This window comes from Pseudomonas sp. TNT2022 ID642 (assembly GCF_028656995.1).
Lineage (GTDB): Bacteria > Pseudomonadota > Gammaproteobacteria > Pseudomonadales > Pseudomonadaceae > Aquipseudomonas.
Genome location: NZ_JAMDGW010000008.1, coordinates 109,343 through 126,643, shown reverse-complemented (window position 1 = coordinate 126,643; position 17,301 = coordinate 109,343). Strand labels below are relative to the sequence as shown.

12 protein-coding genes, 1 tRNA gene and 3 pseudogenes are annotated in these 17,301 nt (G+C 54.9%); 8 read left to right on the top strand and 8 right to left on the bottom strand.

Annotated elements, in window-relative coordinates:
• Positions 1–3 precede the first annotated feature (3 nt).
• Both M5G26_RS10230 and M5G26_RS10225 read left to right on the top strand, forming a co-directional pair.
• Entirely contained in the window at positions 4–954 is a 951-nt protein-coding gene (locus M5G26_RS10230; protein WP_007914063.1) for an alpha-E domain-containing protein, read from the top strand.
• Positions 951–1,754, top strand: a complete 804-nt coding sequence (locus M5G26_RS10225; protein ID WP_034151732.1) for a transglutaminase family protein — start codon at positions 951–953, stop codon at positions 1,752–1,754. Before M5G26_RS10230 ends, M5G26_RS10225 begins: the two co-directional genes overlap by 4 nt.
• Positions 1,755–1,868: 114 nt before the next feature.
• Here the strand turns inward: M5G26_RS10225 and M5G26_RS10220 are convergent, their stop codons facing one another.
• A complete protein-coding gene (locus M5G26_RS10220) occupies positions 1,869–2,690 on the bottom strand; it encodes a c-type cytochrome (RefSeq protein WP_273915292.1) in 822 nt (273 codons plus the stop codon).
• Between the two features lie 585 nt (positions 2,691–3,275).
• On the opposite strand from M5G26_RS10220, the gene M5G26_RS10215 reads away from it, so the two are divergent.
• The 3 genes from M5G26_RS10215 to M5G26_RS10205 all read left to right on the top strand — a co-directional run bounded on the left by M5G26_RS10215 (position 3,276) and on the right by M5G26_RS10205 (position 7,464).
• Entirely contained in the window at positions 3,276–4,481 is a 1,206-nt protein-coding gene (locus M5G26_RS10215) for an acetyl-CoA C-acetyltransferase (protein WP_273915223.1), read from the top strand.
• Positions 4,482–4,505: 24 nt separating this feature from the next.
• Complete coding sequence (locus M5G26_RS10210; protein WP_273915222.1) at positions 4,506–6,650, top strand: 3-hydroxyacyl-CoA dehydrogenase NAD-binding domain-containing protein; 2,145 nt, start codon at positions 4,506–4,508, stop codon at positions 6,648–6,650.
• A gap of 91 nt (positions 6,651–6,741) precedes the next feature.
• Positions 6,742–7,464, top strand: a complete 723-nt coding sequence (locus M5G26_RS10205) for an amidotransferase (RefSeq protein WP_099758443.1) — start codon at positions 6,742–6,744, stop codon at positions 7,462–7,464.
• Between the two features lie 85 nt (positions 7,465–7,549).
• Here M5G26_RS10205 and M5G26_RS10200 read toward each other — a convergent pair whose 3' ends face one another.
• The 3 genes from M5G26_RS10200 to M5G26_RS10190 form a co-directional block, all read right to left on the bottom strand.
• Complete coding sequence (locus M5G26_RS10200) at positions 7,550–8,521, bottom strand: magnesium and cobalt transport protein CorA (protein ID WP_134175048.1); 972 nt, start codon at positions 8,519–8,521, stop codon at positions 7,550–7,552.
• Between the two features lie 134 nt (positions 8,522–8,655).
• Positions 8,656–9,378: a lysophospholipid acyltransferase family protein gene (locus M5G26_RS10195; RefSeq protein WP_273915221.1), complete on the bottom strand. Its 723-nt coding sequence runs from the start codon at positions 9,376–9,378 to the stop codon at positions 8,656–8,658.
• 216 nt (positions 9,379–9,594) lie between these two features.
• Positions 9,595–10,284, bottom strand: a complete 690-nt coding sequence (locus M5G26_RS10190; RefSeq protein ID WP_150694791.1) for a crotonase/enoyl-CoA hydratase family protein — start codon at positions 10,282–10,284, stop codon at positions 9,595–9,597.
• 295 nt (positions 10,285–10,579) lie between these two features.
• Between M5G26_RS10190 and M5G26_RS10185 the strand changes: the two genes are divergently transcribed.
• Positions 10,580–10,669, top strand: a tRNA-Ser gene (locus M5G26_RS10185).
• A 204-nt stretch (positions 10,670–10,873) separates the two neighbouring features.
• A pseudogene (locus M5G26_RS10180) lies at positions 10,874–11,091 on the top strand (hypothetical protein).
• Positions 11,092–11,357: 266 nt separating this feature from the next.
• On the opposite strand, the gene M5G26_RS10175 reads toward M5G26_RS10180, so the two are convergent.
• The 3 genes and pseudogenes from M5G26_RS10175 to M5G26_RS10165 all read right to left on the bottom strand — a co-directional run.
• Positions 11,358–11,990: a hypothetical protein gene (locus tag M5G26_RS10175; protein ID WP_273915220.1), complete on the bottom strand. Its 633-nt coding sequence runs from the start codon at positions 11,988–11,990 to the stop codon at positions 11,358–11,360.
• A gap of 346 nt (positions 11,991–12,336) precedes the next feature.
• Positions 12,337–12,774, bottom strand: coding sequence for a hypothetical protein (locus M5G26_RS10170; RefSeq protein ID WP_273915219.1), 438 nt, complete (start codon positions 12,772–12,774; stop codon positions 12,337–12,339).
• A 301-nt stretch (positions 12,775–13,075) separates the two neighbouring features.
• Positions 13,076–13,615 (bottom strand): annotated as a pseudogene (locus tag M5G26_RS10165) (tyrosine-type recombinase/integrase); the annotation flags it as partial.
• 1 nt (position 13,616) lies between these two features.
• Here M5G26_RS10165 and M5G26_RS10160 point away from each other — a divergent pair.
• A pseudogene (locus M5G26_RS10160) lies at positions 13,617–14,041 on the top strand (hypothetical protein); the annotation flags it as partial.
• A 126-nt stretch (positions 14,042–14,167) separates the two neighbouring features.
• On the opposite strand, the gene M5G26_RS10155 reads toward M5G26_RS10160, so the two are convergent.
• A complete protein-coding gene (locus M5G26_RS10155; protein WP_273915218.1) occupies positions 14,168–17,245 on the bottom strand; it encodes an HD domain-containing protein in 3,078 nt (1,025 codons plus the stop codon).
• Positions 17,246–17,301 lie beyond the last annotated feature (56 nt).

Here is a 17,301-nt window from a genome sequence, read left to right as displayed (position 1 = left end):
GCCATGTTAAGTAGAACTGCCTCGGATCTGTATTGGATGTCGCGTTACCTGGAGCGGGCGGAAAACCTCGCACGGATGCTCGACATCAGTTATTCGCTGTCGCTGATGCCGCAGGACGGTCGCGGCGATGGTTTGCACGAATTGGCCATGCCGCTGTTGATCACCGGCACTCTCGACGATTATCTGGAGCGCCATGGCGCGCTACATGCTGAACGCCTGCTGCATTTTTTCGCTCTCGATGCGGCCAACCCGGCGAGCATCTACAGCTGCCTCGGCGCGGCACGGGCGAGTGCTCATGCGGTACGCGGACGTATCACCGCGGACATGTGGGAGAACATCAACGCGACGTGGCTGGAGATTCGCGGGATCGCCGAGCAGGGCCTGAGCCGCTACGGCATGAGCCGTTTCTGCGAGTGGATCAAGGAGCGTTCGCACCTGTTCCGTGGTGCGTCGTACGGCACGATCATGCGTAATGATGCGTTTCGCTTTATTCGTCTTGGCACGTTTATCGAGCGCGCCGACAACACCCTACGACTGCTCGATGCACGTTATGAAATGGCCGGCGATCAGGCCGAAGCGGTCAGCGACGGCACGGCCCACGCCTATTACCAGTGGAGTGCCTTGCTGCGTGCCTTGTCGTCATTCGAGGCCTACACCGAAATCTACCGCGATGCGCCGGGCGCCCGGCATGTTGCCGAGTTGCTGCTGTTGCGTGCCGATGTTCCGCGTTCGCTGCGTGCTTGCACTGAGGAGATCGATCAGATTCTCGCGCAACTGCCCGGTGCCAACGGCCGTCCGGCCCAGCGTCTCGCGGCAGAGATGGACGCGCGCCTGCGCTACACCGGTATCAACGAAATTCTCGAGGAAGGCCTGCACGCGTGGCTGACCGAATTCATCCCGCTGGTGCGCCAGTTGGGCAACGCCATTCACAGTTCCTACCTGGAGGCTGCATGAGACTTTCCATAAGCCACGAGACCACCTATCACTACGAAGATCAGGTGCGCGCGAGCATCCAGTACCTGCGGCTGACACCCCATGACAGCGAGCGTCAGCACGTGTTGAGCTGGCAGCTCGACCTGCCGCGCCCGGTGCGCGCGCAACTCGATCCGTTCGGCAATATCCTGCATGTGCTGACCATGGATGAACCGCACGAGGCGATCATCATCGGTGCGCGCGGTCAGGTCGATATCGACGAACTGCGCGAGGCCGAACATGAGAGCCAGTCGGCGCTGCCGTTCCTGCGCTTTACCCGGTTGACCGAGGCGGATGAGGCGTTGCGCGCGTTCGCCGAGAAATCCTGCAAGCAGCGACGTGATCGCACGGCGCTGATTGATTTAATGCACGGTTTGAATCAGCACATGACCTATACACCGGGGTCCACTGAGGTTGATACCAGCGCGGCAGAAGCCTTCGCCGGGCGTGCGGGCGTTTGCCAGGATCATGCTCACGCATTTCTGGCGTGCGCACGCAGCCTCGGGATTCCGTCGCGTTATGTCTCGGGGTATTTGTACAGCGAGGATTGCGAGCATCTGGCCAGCCACGCCTGGGCCGAAGCCTGGCTGGATGACGCCTGGTACAGCTTTGACGTGACCAATCAACTGGCGCGGCCGGAGCGACATCTGAAACTGGCGGTGGGCCTGGATTACCTGGATGCCTGCCCGGTACGCGGCATGCGCCGGGGCGGAGGGTGTGAGCAAATGCACGCGAAGGTATTTGTCTCGCCGACGCCGGTCATCTCCGTACAACAACAGTAAACACGATCCCCTGTAGGAGCTGCGGCACGCTGCGATCTTTTGATCTTGATTCCGCAGATCAAAAGATCGCAGCCTCGTTGCACTCGACAGCTCCTACAGAGTGGGGCGCAAGCGTCAGGGCTTAACCTTGCGCCCAGCCATGTGTTTCAGATACCCCACCAGCAACTCCAGATCTCCCTCCGGCAAAACCTCCGCCGAAAACCCCGGCATCTTCGCCTGCGGCCACTGGCGCAAACTCTGCGGATCGCGAATGTAACGCTTGAGGAAATCCGCACCGAAATATTCGGTCGGGTTATACGGAATATTCAGGTCCGGCCCGAATTGCGCATCGCCCGCACCGTTCAACCGGTGACACGCCAGACAGTTCTTCTGAAACAGCGCAAACCCCAGGTTCACCGGGTCATCCGCCTTCAGCGCAGGATCTGGCAGCAGGGCTGGGAAGCGTTCGGCCACTGGTGCCATGCGCTTGATGCTCGCGACCTGGAATGGCCATTGCTCCGGGCTGATATTGCCGGCTTGCGGATCGGTCCACACCAGATAGAACGGCCCGGCGCTGTGCTTGCCTTCCGACAGTGGCGGCCAAGGCTGAGCCGGATCTTCGATAGCCAGCCAGGCCCGCGCACCTGCTGTCTTGAGCAACGGCGCCGCGGCCAATTCTGCGGCAAAGCCGTCCAGTGCCACCGCTTGCAGGTGATCCTGCGGTTTGATGCCGCTCAGCAGCGCGGCCACAGGCACGGCGCGATAGGTCATGTCCTTCTTGTAGGACACATCGTTTTTGATCGTGAGGGATTGCACTTGAGGGTGCTTGAGCAATTCCTCGGTCTGCCAGGTGCGGCTGTTCTCGCCCAGTTGCAGATCCAACTGTGCGGCAGACAAGGGCATGCTCAGCAGCATGGCGCCGAATAAGATGAGCGCTTTCAAATGATCGCCGTCCATGTCGTGGGAGTGCGCAAAGATTGGCACAGCCACGCTGGCCCGGGTAGCGGGCCAGTCACATTTTCAATGGCGATAAACAGCACCTGCCGCTCGATTCAGCCGATGACCTTGGTCAGATTCGGCAAAATCAACAACAGCGTCGTGGCGAAAAGAATGAGCCCTGCTTGACGAACTTTCGGTTGTTTGAACATGGCTTGACCGCCTTTATTGTTATTTCCTGGTGCTTGCCTGCATATCCATGACGGCACGCGTTGCACTTCCTGTTGAAGAACGCCTGCCTCGGCAAAACCCGACGACCATGACGTACATGTTCTACATTAGGGGCCGCGTCACGCATGGCTTAGATCCATTTCGTATGGAGTGCTTGGAGATTGCGATAAAAAAGGCATGAGGCGTATTGCCAGCTTCTTTGCCGCCCGCTGGCTAGACAACTCGCCGACCTGAACCGGTTCACCCGCTAGCCAATGACCGTCCGTCTGAGCGTGTGGGTCAACCGCATTGAGCGCTGTGGTCATTGAATCCGGGAGCGCTCGGGCGAAGAGTGCAGGTACAAGAAATCACTCCCCGCACAGGTTCGAGGACGTCATGACCCAAGCTTTGATATTCGATGCGTTACGCACGCCCCGTGGCAGAGGCAAGGCCGATGGCGCCTTGCACAGCGTCAAACCGGTGAATCTGCTGGCCGGTCTGCTGACCGCTCTGCAAGCGCGTACCGCGCTGGACACCAGTCAGGTCGATGACGTAGTGCTCGGCTGCGTCACGCCAATTGGCGATCAAGGCTCGGACATCGCCAAAACCGCCGTGCAAGTGGCCGATTGGGACGTCAGCGTCGCGGGTGTGCAGATCAACCGTTTCTGCGCCTCGGGACTGGAAGCGGTGAACCTTGGGGCGATGAAAGTGCGCTCGGGTTTCGAAGACCTGGTGGTGGTCGGTGGCGTCGAGTCGATGTCGCGGGTGCCGATGGGCAGTGATGGCGGCGCTTGGGCGCTGGACCCGCAAACCAACCTGCACAGTCACTTCACCCCGCAAGGTGTTGGCGCTGACCTGATCGCCACGCTGGAAGGCTTCAGTCGTCAGGACGTCGATGCCTACGCCTTGCACTCGCAACAGAAAGCCGCACGGGCGCGGGCTGATGGCTCGTTCAACAAGTCGTTGGTACCGGTGCAGGACCAGAACGGCATCATCCTGCTCGATCATGATGAGTTCATTCGTGCCGAGTCGACCCTTGAGGGGTTGGCCAAGCTCAAGCCGAGTTTCGAAATGATTGGCCAGATGGGCTTCGACGCGACGGCGCTGCGGGTCTACAGCCATGTCGAGCGGATCAATCACGTGCACACACCCGGCAACAGTTCCGGGATCGTCGACGGCGCTGCGCTGATGCTGATCGGCTCCGAAGCCAAAGGTCGGGCGCTGGGCTTGCAACCGCGGGCGCGCATTGTCGCCACGGCGGTCACCAGCACCGACCCGACCATCATGCTCACTGGCCCTGCGCCGGCAACGCGCAAGGCACTGGCCAAGGCCGGGTTGCGTGTTGAAGACATCGACTTGTTCGAGGTCAACGAAGCGTTTGCTTCGGTGGTGCTGAAGTTCATCAAGGACATGGCCGTCGATCCGGACAAGGTCAATGTCAACGGCGGCTCCATCGCCATGGGCCACCCGCTGGGCGCGACCGGTTGCGCGATCCTCGGCACCTTGCTCGATGAGCTGGAAGCGCGACGCCTGCGTTATGGCCTGGCGACGCTGTGCGTCGGCGGCGGCATGGGCATTGCCACCATCATCGAACGCCTCTGAGCCCCGAATTCAAGGAACCTTGTTATGAGCGAAGCCATTCGTTACGAAAAAGGCCAGGACGCGATCGTCGTGCTGACCATCGACATGCCGGGCCAGAGCGCCAACACCATGAACGCCGTGTACCGCGAGGCGATGGCCGAGTGTGTCGCCCGTCTGGTGGATGAAAAAGACCAGATTGCCGGGGTCATCATCACCTCGGCGAAGAAAACCTTCTTTGCCGGCGGCGACCTCAATGAGCTGATCAAGGTCGGCAAGCCTGAAGCCAAAGCTTTCTACGACATGGTGCTGACCCTCAAAGCTCAGTTGCGCACTCTGGAAACCCTCGGCAAACCGGTGGTTGCAGCGATCAACGGCGCGGCGCTGGGCGGTGGTTGGGAAATCTGCCTCGCCTGTCACCACCGGGTGGCACTGGATGACGCGTCGGTGCAACTCGGTCTGCCGGAAGTGACGCTCGGCCTGTTGCCGGGCGGCGGCGGGGTGGTGCGCATGGTGCGTATGCTTGGCATCGAAAAGGCGCTGCCGTATTTGCTCGAAGGCAAGAAAGTGCGTCCGCAACAGGCGTTGCAGGCGGGTTTGATTGATGAACTGGCGGCGAACCGCGATGAATTGCTGGTCAAGGCGCGCGCCTGGATTGTTGCCAATCCGACGGCAGTGCAGCGCTGGGATGTGAAGGGTTATCAGATTCCGGGCGGCACGCCGTCGAACCCGAAAGTCGCGCAGATGCTGGCGATTGCGCCGTCGATTTTGCGCAGCAAGACCCAAGGGACAATGCCGGCGCCGGAGAAAATTCTCTGCGCGGCAGTCGAGGGCGCTCAAGTTGATTTCGACACCGCGCACCTGATCGAAACCCGTTACTTCACCGAACTGACCACCGGGCAGATCTCGAAAAACCTGATCGGCACGTTCTGGTTTCAACTCAATGAGATCAACGCCGGAGGTTCGCGGCCGCAGGGTTTTGCGCCGTATGTCACGCGCAAGGTCGGCGTGCTCGGGGCGGGCATGATGGGCGCCGGGATTGCTTTTGTCAGCGCTTCGGCGGGCATAGAGGTGGTGCTCAAGGACATCAACCTGGCAGCCGCCGAGAAGGGCAAAGCACATTCTGCAGCGTTACTGGACAAGAAGGTCGCTCGCGGACAGATGGATGCGTCGAAGCGCGAGGCGGTGCTGGCGCGTATTCGTGCCACGGAAAGTGACGCCGATCTGGCGGGTTGCGATTTGATCATCGAAGCGGTGTTTGAAGATCGCGAGCTCAAGGCCAAGGTATCTTCGGCCGCCCAGCGGGTGGTCGGTGCCGAAGCCGTCATTGCTTCGAATACCTCGACGCTGCCGATCACGGGACTGGCGACCGCTGTACCTGAACCTGGCAAATTTATCGGCCTGCACTTCTTCAGTCCGGTGGAAAAAATGCCGCTGGTGGAAATTATCAAAGGTGCGCAGACCAGCGATGAAACCCTCGCGCGCGGTTTCGATTTCGTTCTGCAAATCAAGAAAACCCCGATCGTGGTCAACGACAGCCGCGGCTTTTTCACCTCGCGGGTATTCGGCACCTTCACCAACGAAGGCATCGCCATGCTCGGCGAAGGTGTGAGTGCGCCGATGATCGAAACCGAGGCGCGTAAGGCCGGCATGCCGATCGGGCCTCTGGCGATCTCTGACGAAGTTTCCCTCAGCCTGATGAGCCATATCCGCCAGCAAACCGCCAAAGACCTACAGGCAGAAGGGAAGCCGCTGATTGAACATCCGGCCTTTGCCGTGATTGACTTGCTGCTTAACGAATACAAGCGCCCGGGCAAAGCCGCAGGTGGCGGTTTCTATGATTACCCGGCGGGCGGGCAGAAACATTTGTGGCCTGAACTGAAGGTGTGCTTCGAGAAGCCCGACGGGCAGATTTCGCCCAAAGACGTGCGTGATCGGTTGCTTTTCGTGCAAGCCATCGAAACCGTGCGCTGTGTGGAGGAGGGTGTGCTGACCTCGACAGCGGATGCCAACGTCGGCTCGATTTTCGGTATCGGGTTTGCGCCGTGGACCGGCGGTGCGTTGCAGTTCATCAACCAGTACGGCGTGAAAGATTTTGTCGCTCGGGCGCAGTATCTGGCTGAGCAATATGGCGAGCGTTTCGCCCCGCCAGCGCTGCTGCTGGACAAAGCGGCAAAGGGTGAAATGTTCTAACGGGAGGCACACTCCGGGGCTTGCCTTGCCAGGGTGTTTCAAGGCAGGCTCTGGGGTGTTCATTATTCCCATCACGTGTCAGGTATTTTTTATGTCGCTACGCATCTGCATTCTGGAAACCGACATCCTGCGTCCGGAACTGGTCGATCAATATCAGGGTTACGGGCAGATGTTCCAGCGCCTGTTCTCACAGCAACCGATTGCCGCCGAGTTCACTGTCTACAACGTGATGCAGGGCGAATACCCGAGCGACGACCAAACCTTTGACGCGTACTTGGTCACCGGCAGCAAGGCCGATTCGTTCGGTACTGATCCGTGGATCCAGACCCTCAAGGAATACCTGCTGACGCGTTACGAGCGTGGCGACAAACTGCTCGGCGTGTGCTTCGGCCATCAACTGCTGGCGCTGCTGCTCGGTGGCAAGAGCGAGCGCGCAACGCAGGGTTGGGGGGTCGGCACCCACAACTACAAACTGGCGGCCAAGGCGCCGTGGATGAACCCGGTACGTGAAGAGCTGACGCTGCTGATCAGTCACCAGGATCAGGTCACTGCACTACCAGAAAACGCCACGGTCATTGCATCCAGCGATTTCTGCCCGTTCGCGGCGTATCACATCAATGATCAGGTGCTGTGCTTCCAGGGCCATCCTGAATTCATCCACGATTATTCGCGGGCGCTGCTGGACCTGCGTCAGGAAGCGCTGGGTTCGCAGATTTACAGCAAAGGCGTGGCTAGCCTGGAGCAGGAACACCATGGCGCCACAGTGGCGGAATGGATGATGCGCTTTGTGGCGCACAAGCCAGAAACGGTTTAACAGCAGATCAAAAGATCGCAGCCTCCGGCAGCTCCTACACTGAGACCCTGTAGGAGCTGCCGAAGGCTGCGATCTTTTGCTTTTTTTATAACCACCCAGACTTCTTGAAACTCGCCCACAAACTCACACATCCCACCGCAATAAACCCCAGCACACCGAAATAGCCGTAGTGCCAGCTCAACTCCGGCATGTTCTGGAAGTTCATCCCGTAAATCCCCGCCACCGCGGTCGGAAACGCCAGAATCGCCGCCCAGGCAGCAAACTTGCGCTGCACCACACTTTGCCGTGACGCTTCGAGCAGCACACCAATCTCGATGGTCTGGCTGGCAATGTCGGCCAGGGTGCTCAGGTCCTCCATTTGCCGCGTGACGTGGATCTGCACATCGCGGAAATACGGGCGCATATTCTTGTCGATAAACGGGAAGCTCAGCTTCTGCAGTTCCTCGCCAATCTCCACCATCGGCGCCGCGTACCGACGCAGGCGTACGACATCACGGCGCAAGCCATGCAGCTTCTGAATGTCACGCTCATTCAACGCGCTACACAACACGTTGCGCTCCAGCTCATCAATTTCGGCATGGATCGCTTCGCCGACTGGCTGATAGTTCTCGATGACAAAATCGAGCAGCGCATAGAGTACGAAATCTTCCCCGTGCTCCAGCAGCAGCGGACGTGCCTCACAGCGTTGGCGGACATGGGCGTAGGAAGCCGAGTGGCCGTTACGCGCGGTGATGATGTAGCCCTTGCCGGCAAAGATGTGCGTTTCGATAAATTGCAGAACGCCGTTCTCGCGGATGGGCGAGTAGGTGACGATAAACAAAGCGTCGCCAAAGGTTTCCAGCTTCGGTCGACTGTGTTTTTCCAGAGCATCTTCGATGGCCAGTTCGTGCAGGTTGAACTGACGTTGCAGATTGGACAGTTCCTGAGCGTCCGGCTCCTCCAGACCGATCCAGACAAAGTGACCGGTTTTCGCGGCCCAGGCAGCGCCTTCGTCGAGGGTAATATTGGTGACTTTCTTGCCTGCGCTGTACACCGCAGCAGCAACAACTCGACCCATGGTGGTGATTCACTTCTTCTTGGCAGGTGGCAGGGAATACAAGGCTTCAGCTTAGCCGTGTCGATGCTTGAGAGTCAGTGAAATCTGTACAGTTCACCGGGCAAAAGATAACCCGCACAGGGCGGGTTGTCTTCTTAGGCGGCTTGCAGTTGCCGGTCCATCGACTCAATGCACTCGCGCATCTGTTCACGGCACTGATTGATGAGCATGGGCATGTCATCCATGGTCAATCCGGCTGTGGGAATTGCCGGCAACGAGCGTATGAGGATTTTCCCGCTGCGCCAGCTATTCAGGCGCATGTGCTTGATGTAACTGCTGACGCAAACCGGAACGATCGGCACCCCTGCGGCAATCGCCATCTGGAACGCACCTTTCTTGAATGGCAGCAATTCTTCACCGAGGTTGCGCGTGCCTTCCGGGAACACCCAGATCGAGGTGTCTTCGTTCTGCAAGGTATTGGTCGTGGTGAGCATCGATTGGCGCGCCTTTTGCGCATTGCCACGGTCGATCAACACATTGCCTGCCAGCCAGAACAGTTGTCCGAACAGCGGTACCCATTTCAGGCTCTTTTTGCCGATGCACACGGTACGGCGTGGCACTACGTTGCCAAATACGAACAGGTCATAGTTCGATTGATGGTTGGCGATGATCACGCAGCTGTCGGGTTTGTTCAGCAAACCGCTGACATCGGATTTCACCCGTAAACGCAAAATACACATTGCCGGCAATGCGTAGAGGCGGGCGCACAGACGGCTGTTGTCCGGATTGAACGGGCGGCAGATCCCGAGAATCACTCCGAGCACGCCGGCCAGAATAAAGTGCAGGCCCATCAATAACATACGAAACACGAACAGCATTTTCAGGCCCACCGGGACAAAAGGTGGCGCAGTGTACGGATGTGCACTGTTTTCGGCAATTGCCACTATAGAGTGCGGAGATAGCCGATGTTTAAGCGCATGTTTCCGAACTGATGGTCAGACCTGTCCTAGAGCTGTTGCAGGCTTTTAAACCATGCGTGCAAGAAAAAGCCCGACACGACGGTCGGGCTTCACTTTACTTGCTTGAGTCCAGGCTTAACCCAGATGCTCCTGATCCTGGATGATCGCGTTATCCAGTGCATCCAGCAGCGCTTTACGCACTTTCAACTTGGTGTTCTTGTGCGCGAGCATGTTGATCTTCTTCAGTTGGCGCGCAGCGGCGAGGGCGGCGCCTTGCAGCTCTTCGGCGGAAACTACCTTGTCGAGGAAACCGGCATCCACCGCGCTTTGCGGATCGAACATCTCGCCGTTGATCACCGAGCGGTGGAACGCCGAGCGGCGCAGACGATCACGCGCCAGCTCGATACCGGCGTGGTGCATGGTCATGCCAATCTGCACTTCGTTCAGACCGATGCTGAACGGGCCGTCGACACCGATGCGGTAATCGGCAGACAACAGAATGAAAGCACCTTTCGCCACAGCATGACCGGGGCACGCGACGATGACCGGGAACGGGTGAGAGAGCAAGCGACGGGCTAAGGTCGACCCAGCGGTTACCAGCGACACAGCTTCTTTAGGGCCGGCGGTCATCACTTTCAGGTCATAGCCGCCGGACAGAATCCCCGGCTGACCGGTAATGATCACGATGGCACGATCAGTCACTGCCTGATCCAGCGCCGCGTTAAATGCCGCAATCACGTCCGGAGAAATGGCATTGACCTTGCCATTGCTCAAAGTCAGGGTCGCGATACCGTCTTCGAGGTGGTAGGAAATCAACTCACTCATGACGCTATTCCTTGTAAGAAAGATGGGCAGACGTTACCCACCGCCGCAGGCCAGGTAAAGCGCCGTGACTGACTCGCCAGTCACCGTTTCCCGGCCCGTCCAGCGAGGCGAGGCGTTCTCCTTCTATATAGAAGGGCCGCGCCCACCGAAGATTGGCCGGTTTGCCATGGGCTGGCAGCGGAGAAAACGGCTTTTTCTCTTAACCGCATGAAAATTCTGAAAAAAAGTTTGCCATCGCAAAAGCTTTCGACTACATTAGCGCGCCTCGACAGACAGAACATGTTTGAAGGGATACGGTGAAGTGTCCGAGTGGCTTAAGGAGCACGCCTGGAAAGTGTGTATACAGGAAACTGTATCGAGAGTTCGAATCTCTCCTTCACCGCCACATTTAGTAAACACAAACCCCTGATTTTCCTAGAGAAAGTCAGGGGTTTGTGGTTTTTGGCGTCTGGAAAAAGGCCCCATGGGACTGATATGGGACTGGTGCACTGTTGTAGTGCGAAAAATGGAGCTGCTAGATAGCGTTTGGCCACTCTAATCTGCCCACATGAACTAGGCTTGCCAAACCCCTCATTCCAGGATGGATCCCATGCCCTATGACTCTGAATCCAATATCGCCACCGCAGATGCACTCACATTGCTTCTGCATAACCAGCATGCCTTGGCGGCGGCGATCGAGGAGGTCACCAAGTGGCTTTCAGAAAATGGCGTAGAGACAGTTGCAGATAACGCGGTCGGGCCATGGAAACTCTGGATACCAACGCGAAAGCGATTGAAGATGCGATTATGCGTTTACGGCAGTCCTAGAGAATTGCCGCTGATTCTGGGTACGCAAATAGCTAGATCGTTCACGAGCATTCAAGGTTGTCAGCTATCGACGAATTGCGGCCATTCGCCAAAGGCAGCGTTGGCTGATCCCCCGTCTTGTCTCTTTAATGCAAAACGCCCGCTGCGATGCATCGGGCGTTAGGGTGGAGTAGATGTAAGCCTATTAAGACCTAAACCATGCACTCATCAACAGAATGATAGAGCCTCGTCGACAGTGCAGGTCTTTAGGTGTTTTGCTTCCTCTACTAGCTATATTTCCTGATGAAGAGATTCACGCCTTCAAGCATGAGTGATATCCGCTTCCGGTCATTCACCTCATCCCACGTGCCGTGAGCCGCTGCGTTCCGGACTCCACCCCAAGATTCAATATCCTTCACATCCTGCTTGGATATTTTGTCGTCGGTTCGAAGTACCTGGGCATATGTACTGATACTCGGCTTCTTGCCATTTAAATCTATCCCCGCATCCTCCACCCATGTACGTAGGAACTCTTCAAGCGTAGCTCCGACCAACACAGCCGCAGCGGCCGGATGACAGTCATCCCTCGCAAGCAGGGTAGAAGCCTGTGCGAGAAAATCGGACACAACATCGATTTCGGCCTGCCTCTTAGGTGACACGGCACCATGAAGCCCCGCATCAACATAGGCTATGAAGGCAAGGAGAACTTCTCTTGCTCCCTTAGAACCCGTTAAAAAGCCATATCTCTCGAAGGCGTTGACTTGCTTATAGAAGTCGCTTTCCTGCCCAGCGTAAACCCGTAAAAACTCCCGCGCAGCAGAAAGCGCCCCCAGAAAACGTGATTCCCCGTCGACTGCTGGTATTTTGTCCAATAGGTTTATGATCAACCGCGCCTTATCAATCAATTGCTCTGGCGTCATTTACTTCCCTTCCCCAACTTGCGTCTGTTCTTGATCAACGAATGAGATAATCGCGTCAGCAGCGATTTATCAGGACGAAGATACTATATTTACGACGTTCTATAGCAATGGGGAACGTGATAAAGACGTCTCTAACGAACTAGGAGGTGTGGTACATGAATTGCTAACTGCTCAATCTAGGGAAGTATGCACTCTCAAGCAAATGCCCAAAACCCTACCATTTTTTCCTTTTTCCTTTTCCCTTTTCCCTTTCTCTTCATCTGTCGGTGCGACAGGCATCGGCCGATAGCTGCCTGCTGTGGGTAGCTCATGACTAAATTCTTGTATCTCTGTAGTCGGTGCTGCCTTACGTGCCGCGCTCATTGTTGAAACGGGTGAGCAGATCCGTTTCTTTCAGCTCGAAATGCCCCATCAATTGGTAATAGTTGGTCACCGCTCGCTCTAGCAAATCCTTCGCTTCGGACTTCGGCTCAAAATTGACGGTTGAGTCATCGCTACCATTCATGTGTTTTGTCGAGTTCTTCGCATTGTTCATTAGCTTATGGATAGCCTTCTCGGTGGTAGGCTCACCCTCTAGAAACTGCGATATAAGCACAGCACCGTTCTTCATGCTGTTGAATGATGACTCACCACCTTTCGCCTCTACATGCTTGCCCAGTATCTCTTCGGCAGCACCGGCCAAGCATATCGTTGCGAAATACTCTGGTGGCTCACTGAAAAAATGACGCAAGGCGGTATCGAGTAGTTGGGAAGCAATTTCGATTTTTTGCGTGGGGGTAGGCATGTTGATTCACCTAATGGGTTTGGAAGGGAGAGATTAGTTCACAAGTTGAATTTTGTTCTCGGCTGCGGTGTCATTGGATAAATGAACATCTGTGATTTCTCAACCGCAATCGGCAGGTCGCTATTGAGACGCGTCGCATAGAGCTTCTGCATGCAGATAATTCCAGCCTATGTTCAATCGGCTCCCACACCTGGCTCAGGTGTGGGGGCCTTTTTTTGGCAGTGTGGAAACCAGTCCCCCCCTGGCTGGCTTACCACTCCATGACCTTCTGGCGTCGCTGAAAGCGGTGGCCTGAGCGGGTTCAGTGTAGAGCTGTAACCGGTGACAGCTTCAAGGCCATTTGCAACATCCCCACCACGTCGGGTCCGTCTTCATTGATCCACGTCCCATAGTGCTGACGGATCATGTTGCCGTTGGTATGGCCCATCTGTTCGGCGATCCAGTCGATCGACGCCACTCCGGTGGTCAGCAACTGACTGGCGTAGGTGTGCCGGCACTGTCCGGGTCCCCGATAGCGAACGCCGGCGGCGAGCAAATGCGCCTTGAAGAAGCGATCGCGCACCACGAAGTCGTTGGCGTGCGGCAAACCGCTTTTGGTGTTCAGGAACACGAAGTGCAGCTTGTGTTTTCGCACCGTCTTGTTGTCCCGCTCGACCACGTCCACGGTTTCCGCTTTGCGTCTGCGGGTCAACGCATCGATCTTCTGCAGGGCGTCCCAAGCCGGGGCCAGCAGGCGAACTCGGCGCGTCGATCGGCGAGTTTTCGTCACCCGGTAGGCGCCGCGTACCTTGGACCGGCGAAAGGTCACCGTGCCTTGCGCCAGGTCGACATCCTCCCAGGACGAGACGGTGGGTGGTGTGAAAAAGATCGAGGCGTTGGGCGCGCTCAAGCTGATGTCGGGTGGATCCGCGAGCCTGGCGGCGGTGGACAATCTGCATCAGGCGACCGTGCGGGATCTGAATTTGGTTGTGGGTCAGAAGTACAACGCCATGGTGGGTGGGAATCTGCAGGAACGAATTGAGGGTTTACGCCACAGCGTGGCGGGAGTGAGTCAGAGTTTGCAAGCACCGAAAAATTGGATCGGCTCAAAGGACGTAAACTTATTCAAGGTTGTGTGTGAGACGCTTGAACTACTGCGGGAAATGAATGCTCAGCTTGCGGCTCACAACATGTTTCGACTACTCCGCCGGGGAATGCAGGTGTGTTCGTTGCCGCGGCAGTTACGGCAACGCAGCTTGGAACGAAACTGAAACTAATAACGCACTAGCAATGTATCTAAACTGAGCGCTAAAGGCCGCTTCCGGCCTTTAGCGGACCGTTCCCCAGTGTCTTAGCAGGCCTCCGTTGAGGCTTGGAGGTATCTAGTAAATCTGGGGCGACTCAACAAAAGGCTTTATTTGGTGCTTTCTATTATGCCGCGAGCGCGCCTCCAAGAATCCCAGTAGACGGTTTTGCGCATAATTTTATTATCGATGTAGTCTATTACCTCTTGATAAAGCTCACGAATATCCTCAACAGAAGCGGAATCCACTAATTGGGCCTGGGTCCAGCGCGAAAGCGCATCAATTTGAGTAGGTGTTGTTTCAACCAATACCCCATCAGCCTTAGGATTGCCGAGAAACAGAAAGGGAAGAAGTATAAAATTTGGGCTTGTTGCTATGTGTTGAAATAATTTTCTCGCACGAAGTTTTGTATCATGTTTGAGCAGCAGTGGTTTGAAAATGTCTTGAACGCAGAGGATGTACCTTCTGTTGCCGAGTCGAAATGACACCGCTCCTGCCAAGGCAGTTGCGAGTGCACTTTCATCCCAGAGTTCTTGGGGTTCAGTCCGCAATCTATAATGGCTTCGAAGACGGAATCGTTCATTTTGCTCGCGCTGGAATCTCGCTCCCATTGACTCTTCGCACGCGAGTGCTGGCAATGTATCGTAAATTTCATTCGAGCCGATGATTTTTACTGTTCTACTAGGATTGTTACTCCACTCATTCAGTATGATACTTAAAGTTCGGCCGTATCCTGCATCGTCGATAAACAAATCATAGGCCCCGGTGTCCTCTTCTTGATTTGACTGTCTTACGCCGATAGTCCAGTCAGAGCGATTGAAAAGATCTCTAATTGTTTTATCTCCAGTCTTGCAGTCGAGCCATTCATTGTCTAATTTTTTGGATAGAGCAGCCCATTCTCCTTGGAAGACGAGGCTCATGCTTTTCAGGAAGTGCGAGTAAGTAGCGCGTTTATCTTTGTCGTCTAAAAGCCTACAATTTTCCATATCATTCAAATCATCCTTCACCGCATATTGGAGGCAGTCCAGTACCGCTTGCTCGATCGACTCGCGCGCGCTTGATGAAGCTTTGTCACGGTTAAAGTTTAGCCACTCACCGGCTTTGCCCGACATTAAGTCAACAGCGACCCAAACGTTAGGTAAATAAATGTCTTTCGTTTCGAATTCTTGCCCGCGATAAAAAGTCATTATTCCTCGAGGATGGCGAGCGGTTAGAGTTGGCTCATACGAAATTTTCGCTTGAACTTGCTCTGTTTTTATATATTTCCATTCTTCAGCATATGGCTCCTCAGTTTCACTAGAGAGGGCTTCGATCTCAAAGTTCTCTGCTGAGGTACCCATCACTCCTCGAATTGGGATGAGTGACTGCCTACCAAATTTAGATATTTCATCCGCTAGTTTAGCGGCCTCGTATGGAAAACTTTGGTGAAGAATAGGGTCCATTTGACGAACTATTTGAGCGGAAATTGACTCGCTATCTCTACCCTCAGACCAAGTTTGAGCAAATACATCGAGTTCAAATTGGAGGGTGAAAGTTGTACCGTAAGCGCACGTTATGTCATCCTCTAACTTACGGAGTATCACCATGCCTTCTTCGGGACCGGTAGGGCTAAACATCTTCACATCGAAGATCTCATTGGTCAGCAGACTTTTTGTAAGAATAGATACTTCGTTGCAGAGCATGAAAACGCTTTGTAGGCCGATGCCAAACGTCCCGGACGGCTTCATCCATTCGGGCATTTGACTTATCTCAAGCTGACGAGTTTTGTTGTTCTGGGAGCCGCCGATTCTGAGAATGTGTTCAAGATCACTGCGGCTAATACCCGTGCCTTGGTCTTTAATAGTGAGAGTCCAGTAAGACTTCTTATTATAATCGATATTTGCATTGGCTGACTCTATTAGCTCGGCGCTGATAGGGAAGTCACGGAGTAGAGCGTTAATTTCTTTCGTGTCAGGAGAATTCCAGTATTCTGGATCGTATTTTTTTCTATTAATAAGCCAGATTCTTAATAGTGTGGCATCAACCGCATTCTGTAAAAGCTCTCGCACACAGGCAAAATGGCTTTCGTAAAGATTATTTCCTTGCAGCAGCTCAATAGCCTTGTGAGCATCGACTGAAAAAGCCGGGCGCTCCCCAGCTTTTAATATTTGTAAATTTCCGCCAAGGCGAACAGAAACGGGCCCAAGCATAGGTAAAAGCCCAAGTTCGCGGTTCGGCACAATATCGCGCCAGTGCGCCATTTGATCCTGAACTTCTTGTTTTAGCCAGCCAAACCAGCGAAAGGCTTCCAGGTATCCATCTATAGTCTCGCACTCGGCTATTACCTCTATGCGCTCTTTATCTATTCGCAGATGGCGCATGCCAGCGTGCTTATCTTCATGTGCTTTGCTGACTTTAGATCGACCTTCGCCTGCTATCCTTTGCATAACAGGACAGAATCTGTTGTCATCTAAATCTAGAAGATCGCCCATGCGAAGCAAGCAGGCAACGAATCTTGGATGGCAATCATCCTGTGCTAATCCAGCTTCTCTAAAAGGGAGGCCACCTTCAAAAACTATCTCATTGAAGGGCGCTCCATGCATTTGGCAAATTCGGCCCAGCAACTTGAAAAGACGGGCTGGAATTAATTCAGTTCGAGGTGAGTTAATGCCAACAGTTGTCATCGGGGCGCGAACAATCTTCTCAGCACGCTCCGGATGTTTTCTTCGAAACCACTCTGCCATGAAGTCACGGAATTTTGCAACCATCTCTAGCGGTGTGTTTGATTCGAAAATTACTGTTGGGTTTGACTTCTTCGCAAACGCGCACGCTAACGAATGTAGTTCATGGTTTGGCTGGGAAAGAATGGAGTGAATAAACTCTGGAAAAGCGGGGTCATCTATTGCGTTTTGTAAGTCCTCGTATGGAACCACCATTCCTATATCGTGCCAGTAAGCCGATTCAAGTAACAGCCAAGTATCGGTAGCTGTTAATAGTCTAATATTATTGCCCAGCAATCGCTCAATATTGATAAGAATCTGTTTGCTGTGTGACTCATCATGACGGCTATAATGTGGAAAGAGACTGCCGATCGTTTGGAGTGCTTTAGGTATAAGTTTTTCGTCGAAATCCCACTGACTATATAAAGATCGTAGCGCGGAGTGCTCTTCCGCTTTCATTTTTAAATGTTTTACAAGCAGGTCGGCCATAGCTGATCTCGCAATATTTGAAAGTTTCTCATTGTTTGGTAAAAGAAGCTTGGAAG

What these genes read in the sequence shown, in the direction of transcription:
- M5G26_RS10230 (WP_007914063.1), top strand. Translation starts at nt 4, where the DNA reads ATGTTAAGTAGAACTGCCTCGGATCTGTATTGGATGTCGCGTTACCTG.
- M5G26_RS10225 (WP_034151732.1), top strand. Translation starts at nt 951, where the DNA reads ATGAGACTTTCCATAAGCCACGAGACCACCTATCACTACGAAGATCAG.
- M5G26_RS10220 (WP_273915292.1), bottom strand. Translation starts at nt 2,690, where the DNA reads ATGGACGGCGATCATTTGAAAGCGCTCATCTTATTCGGCGCCATGCTG.
- M5G26_RS10215 (WP_273915223.1), top strand. Translation starts at nt 3,276, where the DNA reads ATGACCCAAGCTTTGATATTCGATGCGTTACGCACGCCCCGTGGCAGA.
- M5G26_RS10210 (WP_273915222.1), top strand. Translation starts at nt 4,506, where the DNA reads ATGAGCGAAGCCATTCGTTACGAAAAAGGCCAGGACGCGATCGTCGTG.
- M5G26_RS10205 (WP_099758443.1), top strand. Translation starts at nt 6,742, where the DNA reads ATGTCGCTACGCATCTGCATTCTGGAAACCGACATCCTGCGTCCGGAA.
- M5G26_RS10200 (WP_134175048.1), bottom strand. Translation starts at nt 8,521, where the DNA reads ATGGGTCGAGTTGTTGCTGCTGCGGTGTACAGCGCAGGCAAGAAAGTC.
- M5G26_RS10195 (WP_273915221.1), bottom strand. Translation starts at nt 9,378, where the DNA reads ATGCTGTTCGTGTTTCGTATGTTATTGATGGGCCTGCACTTTATTCTG.
- M5G26_RS10190 (WP_150694791.1), bottom strand. Translation starts at nt 10,284, where the DNA reads ATGAGTGAGTTGATTTCCTACCACCTCGAAGACGGTATCGCGACCCTG.
- M5G26_RS10175 (WP_273915220.1), bottom strand. Translation starts at nt 11,990, where the DNA reads ATGACGCCAGAGCAATTGATTGATAAGGCGCGGTTGATCATAAACCTA.
- M5G26_RS10170 (WP_273915219.1), bottom strand. Translation starts at nt 12,774, where the DNA reads ATGCCTACCCCCACGCAAAAAATCGAAATTGCTTCCCAACTACTCGAT.
- M5G26_RS10155 (WP_273915218.1), bottom strand. Translation starts at nt 17,245, where the DNA reads ATGGCCGACCTGCTTGTAAAACATTTAAAAATGAAAGCGGAAGAGCAC.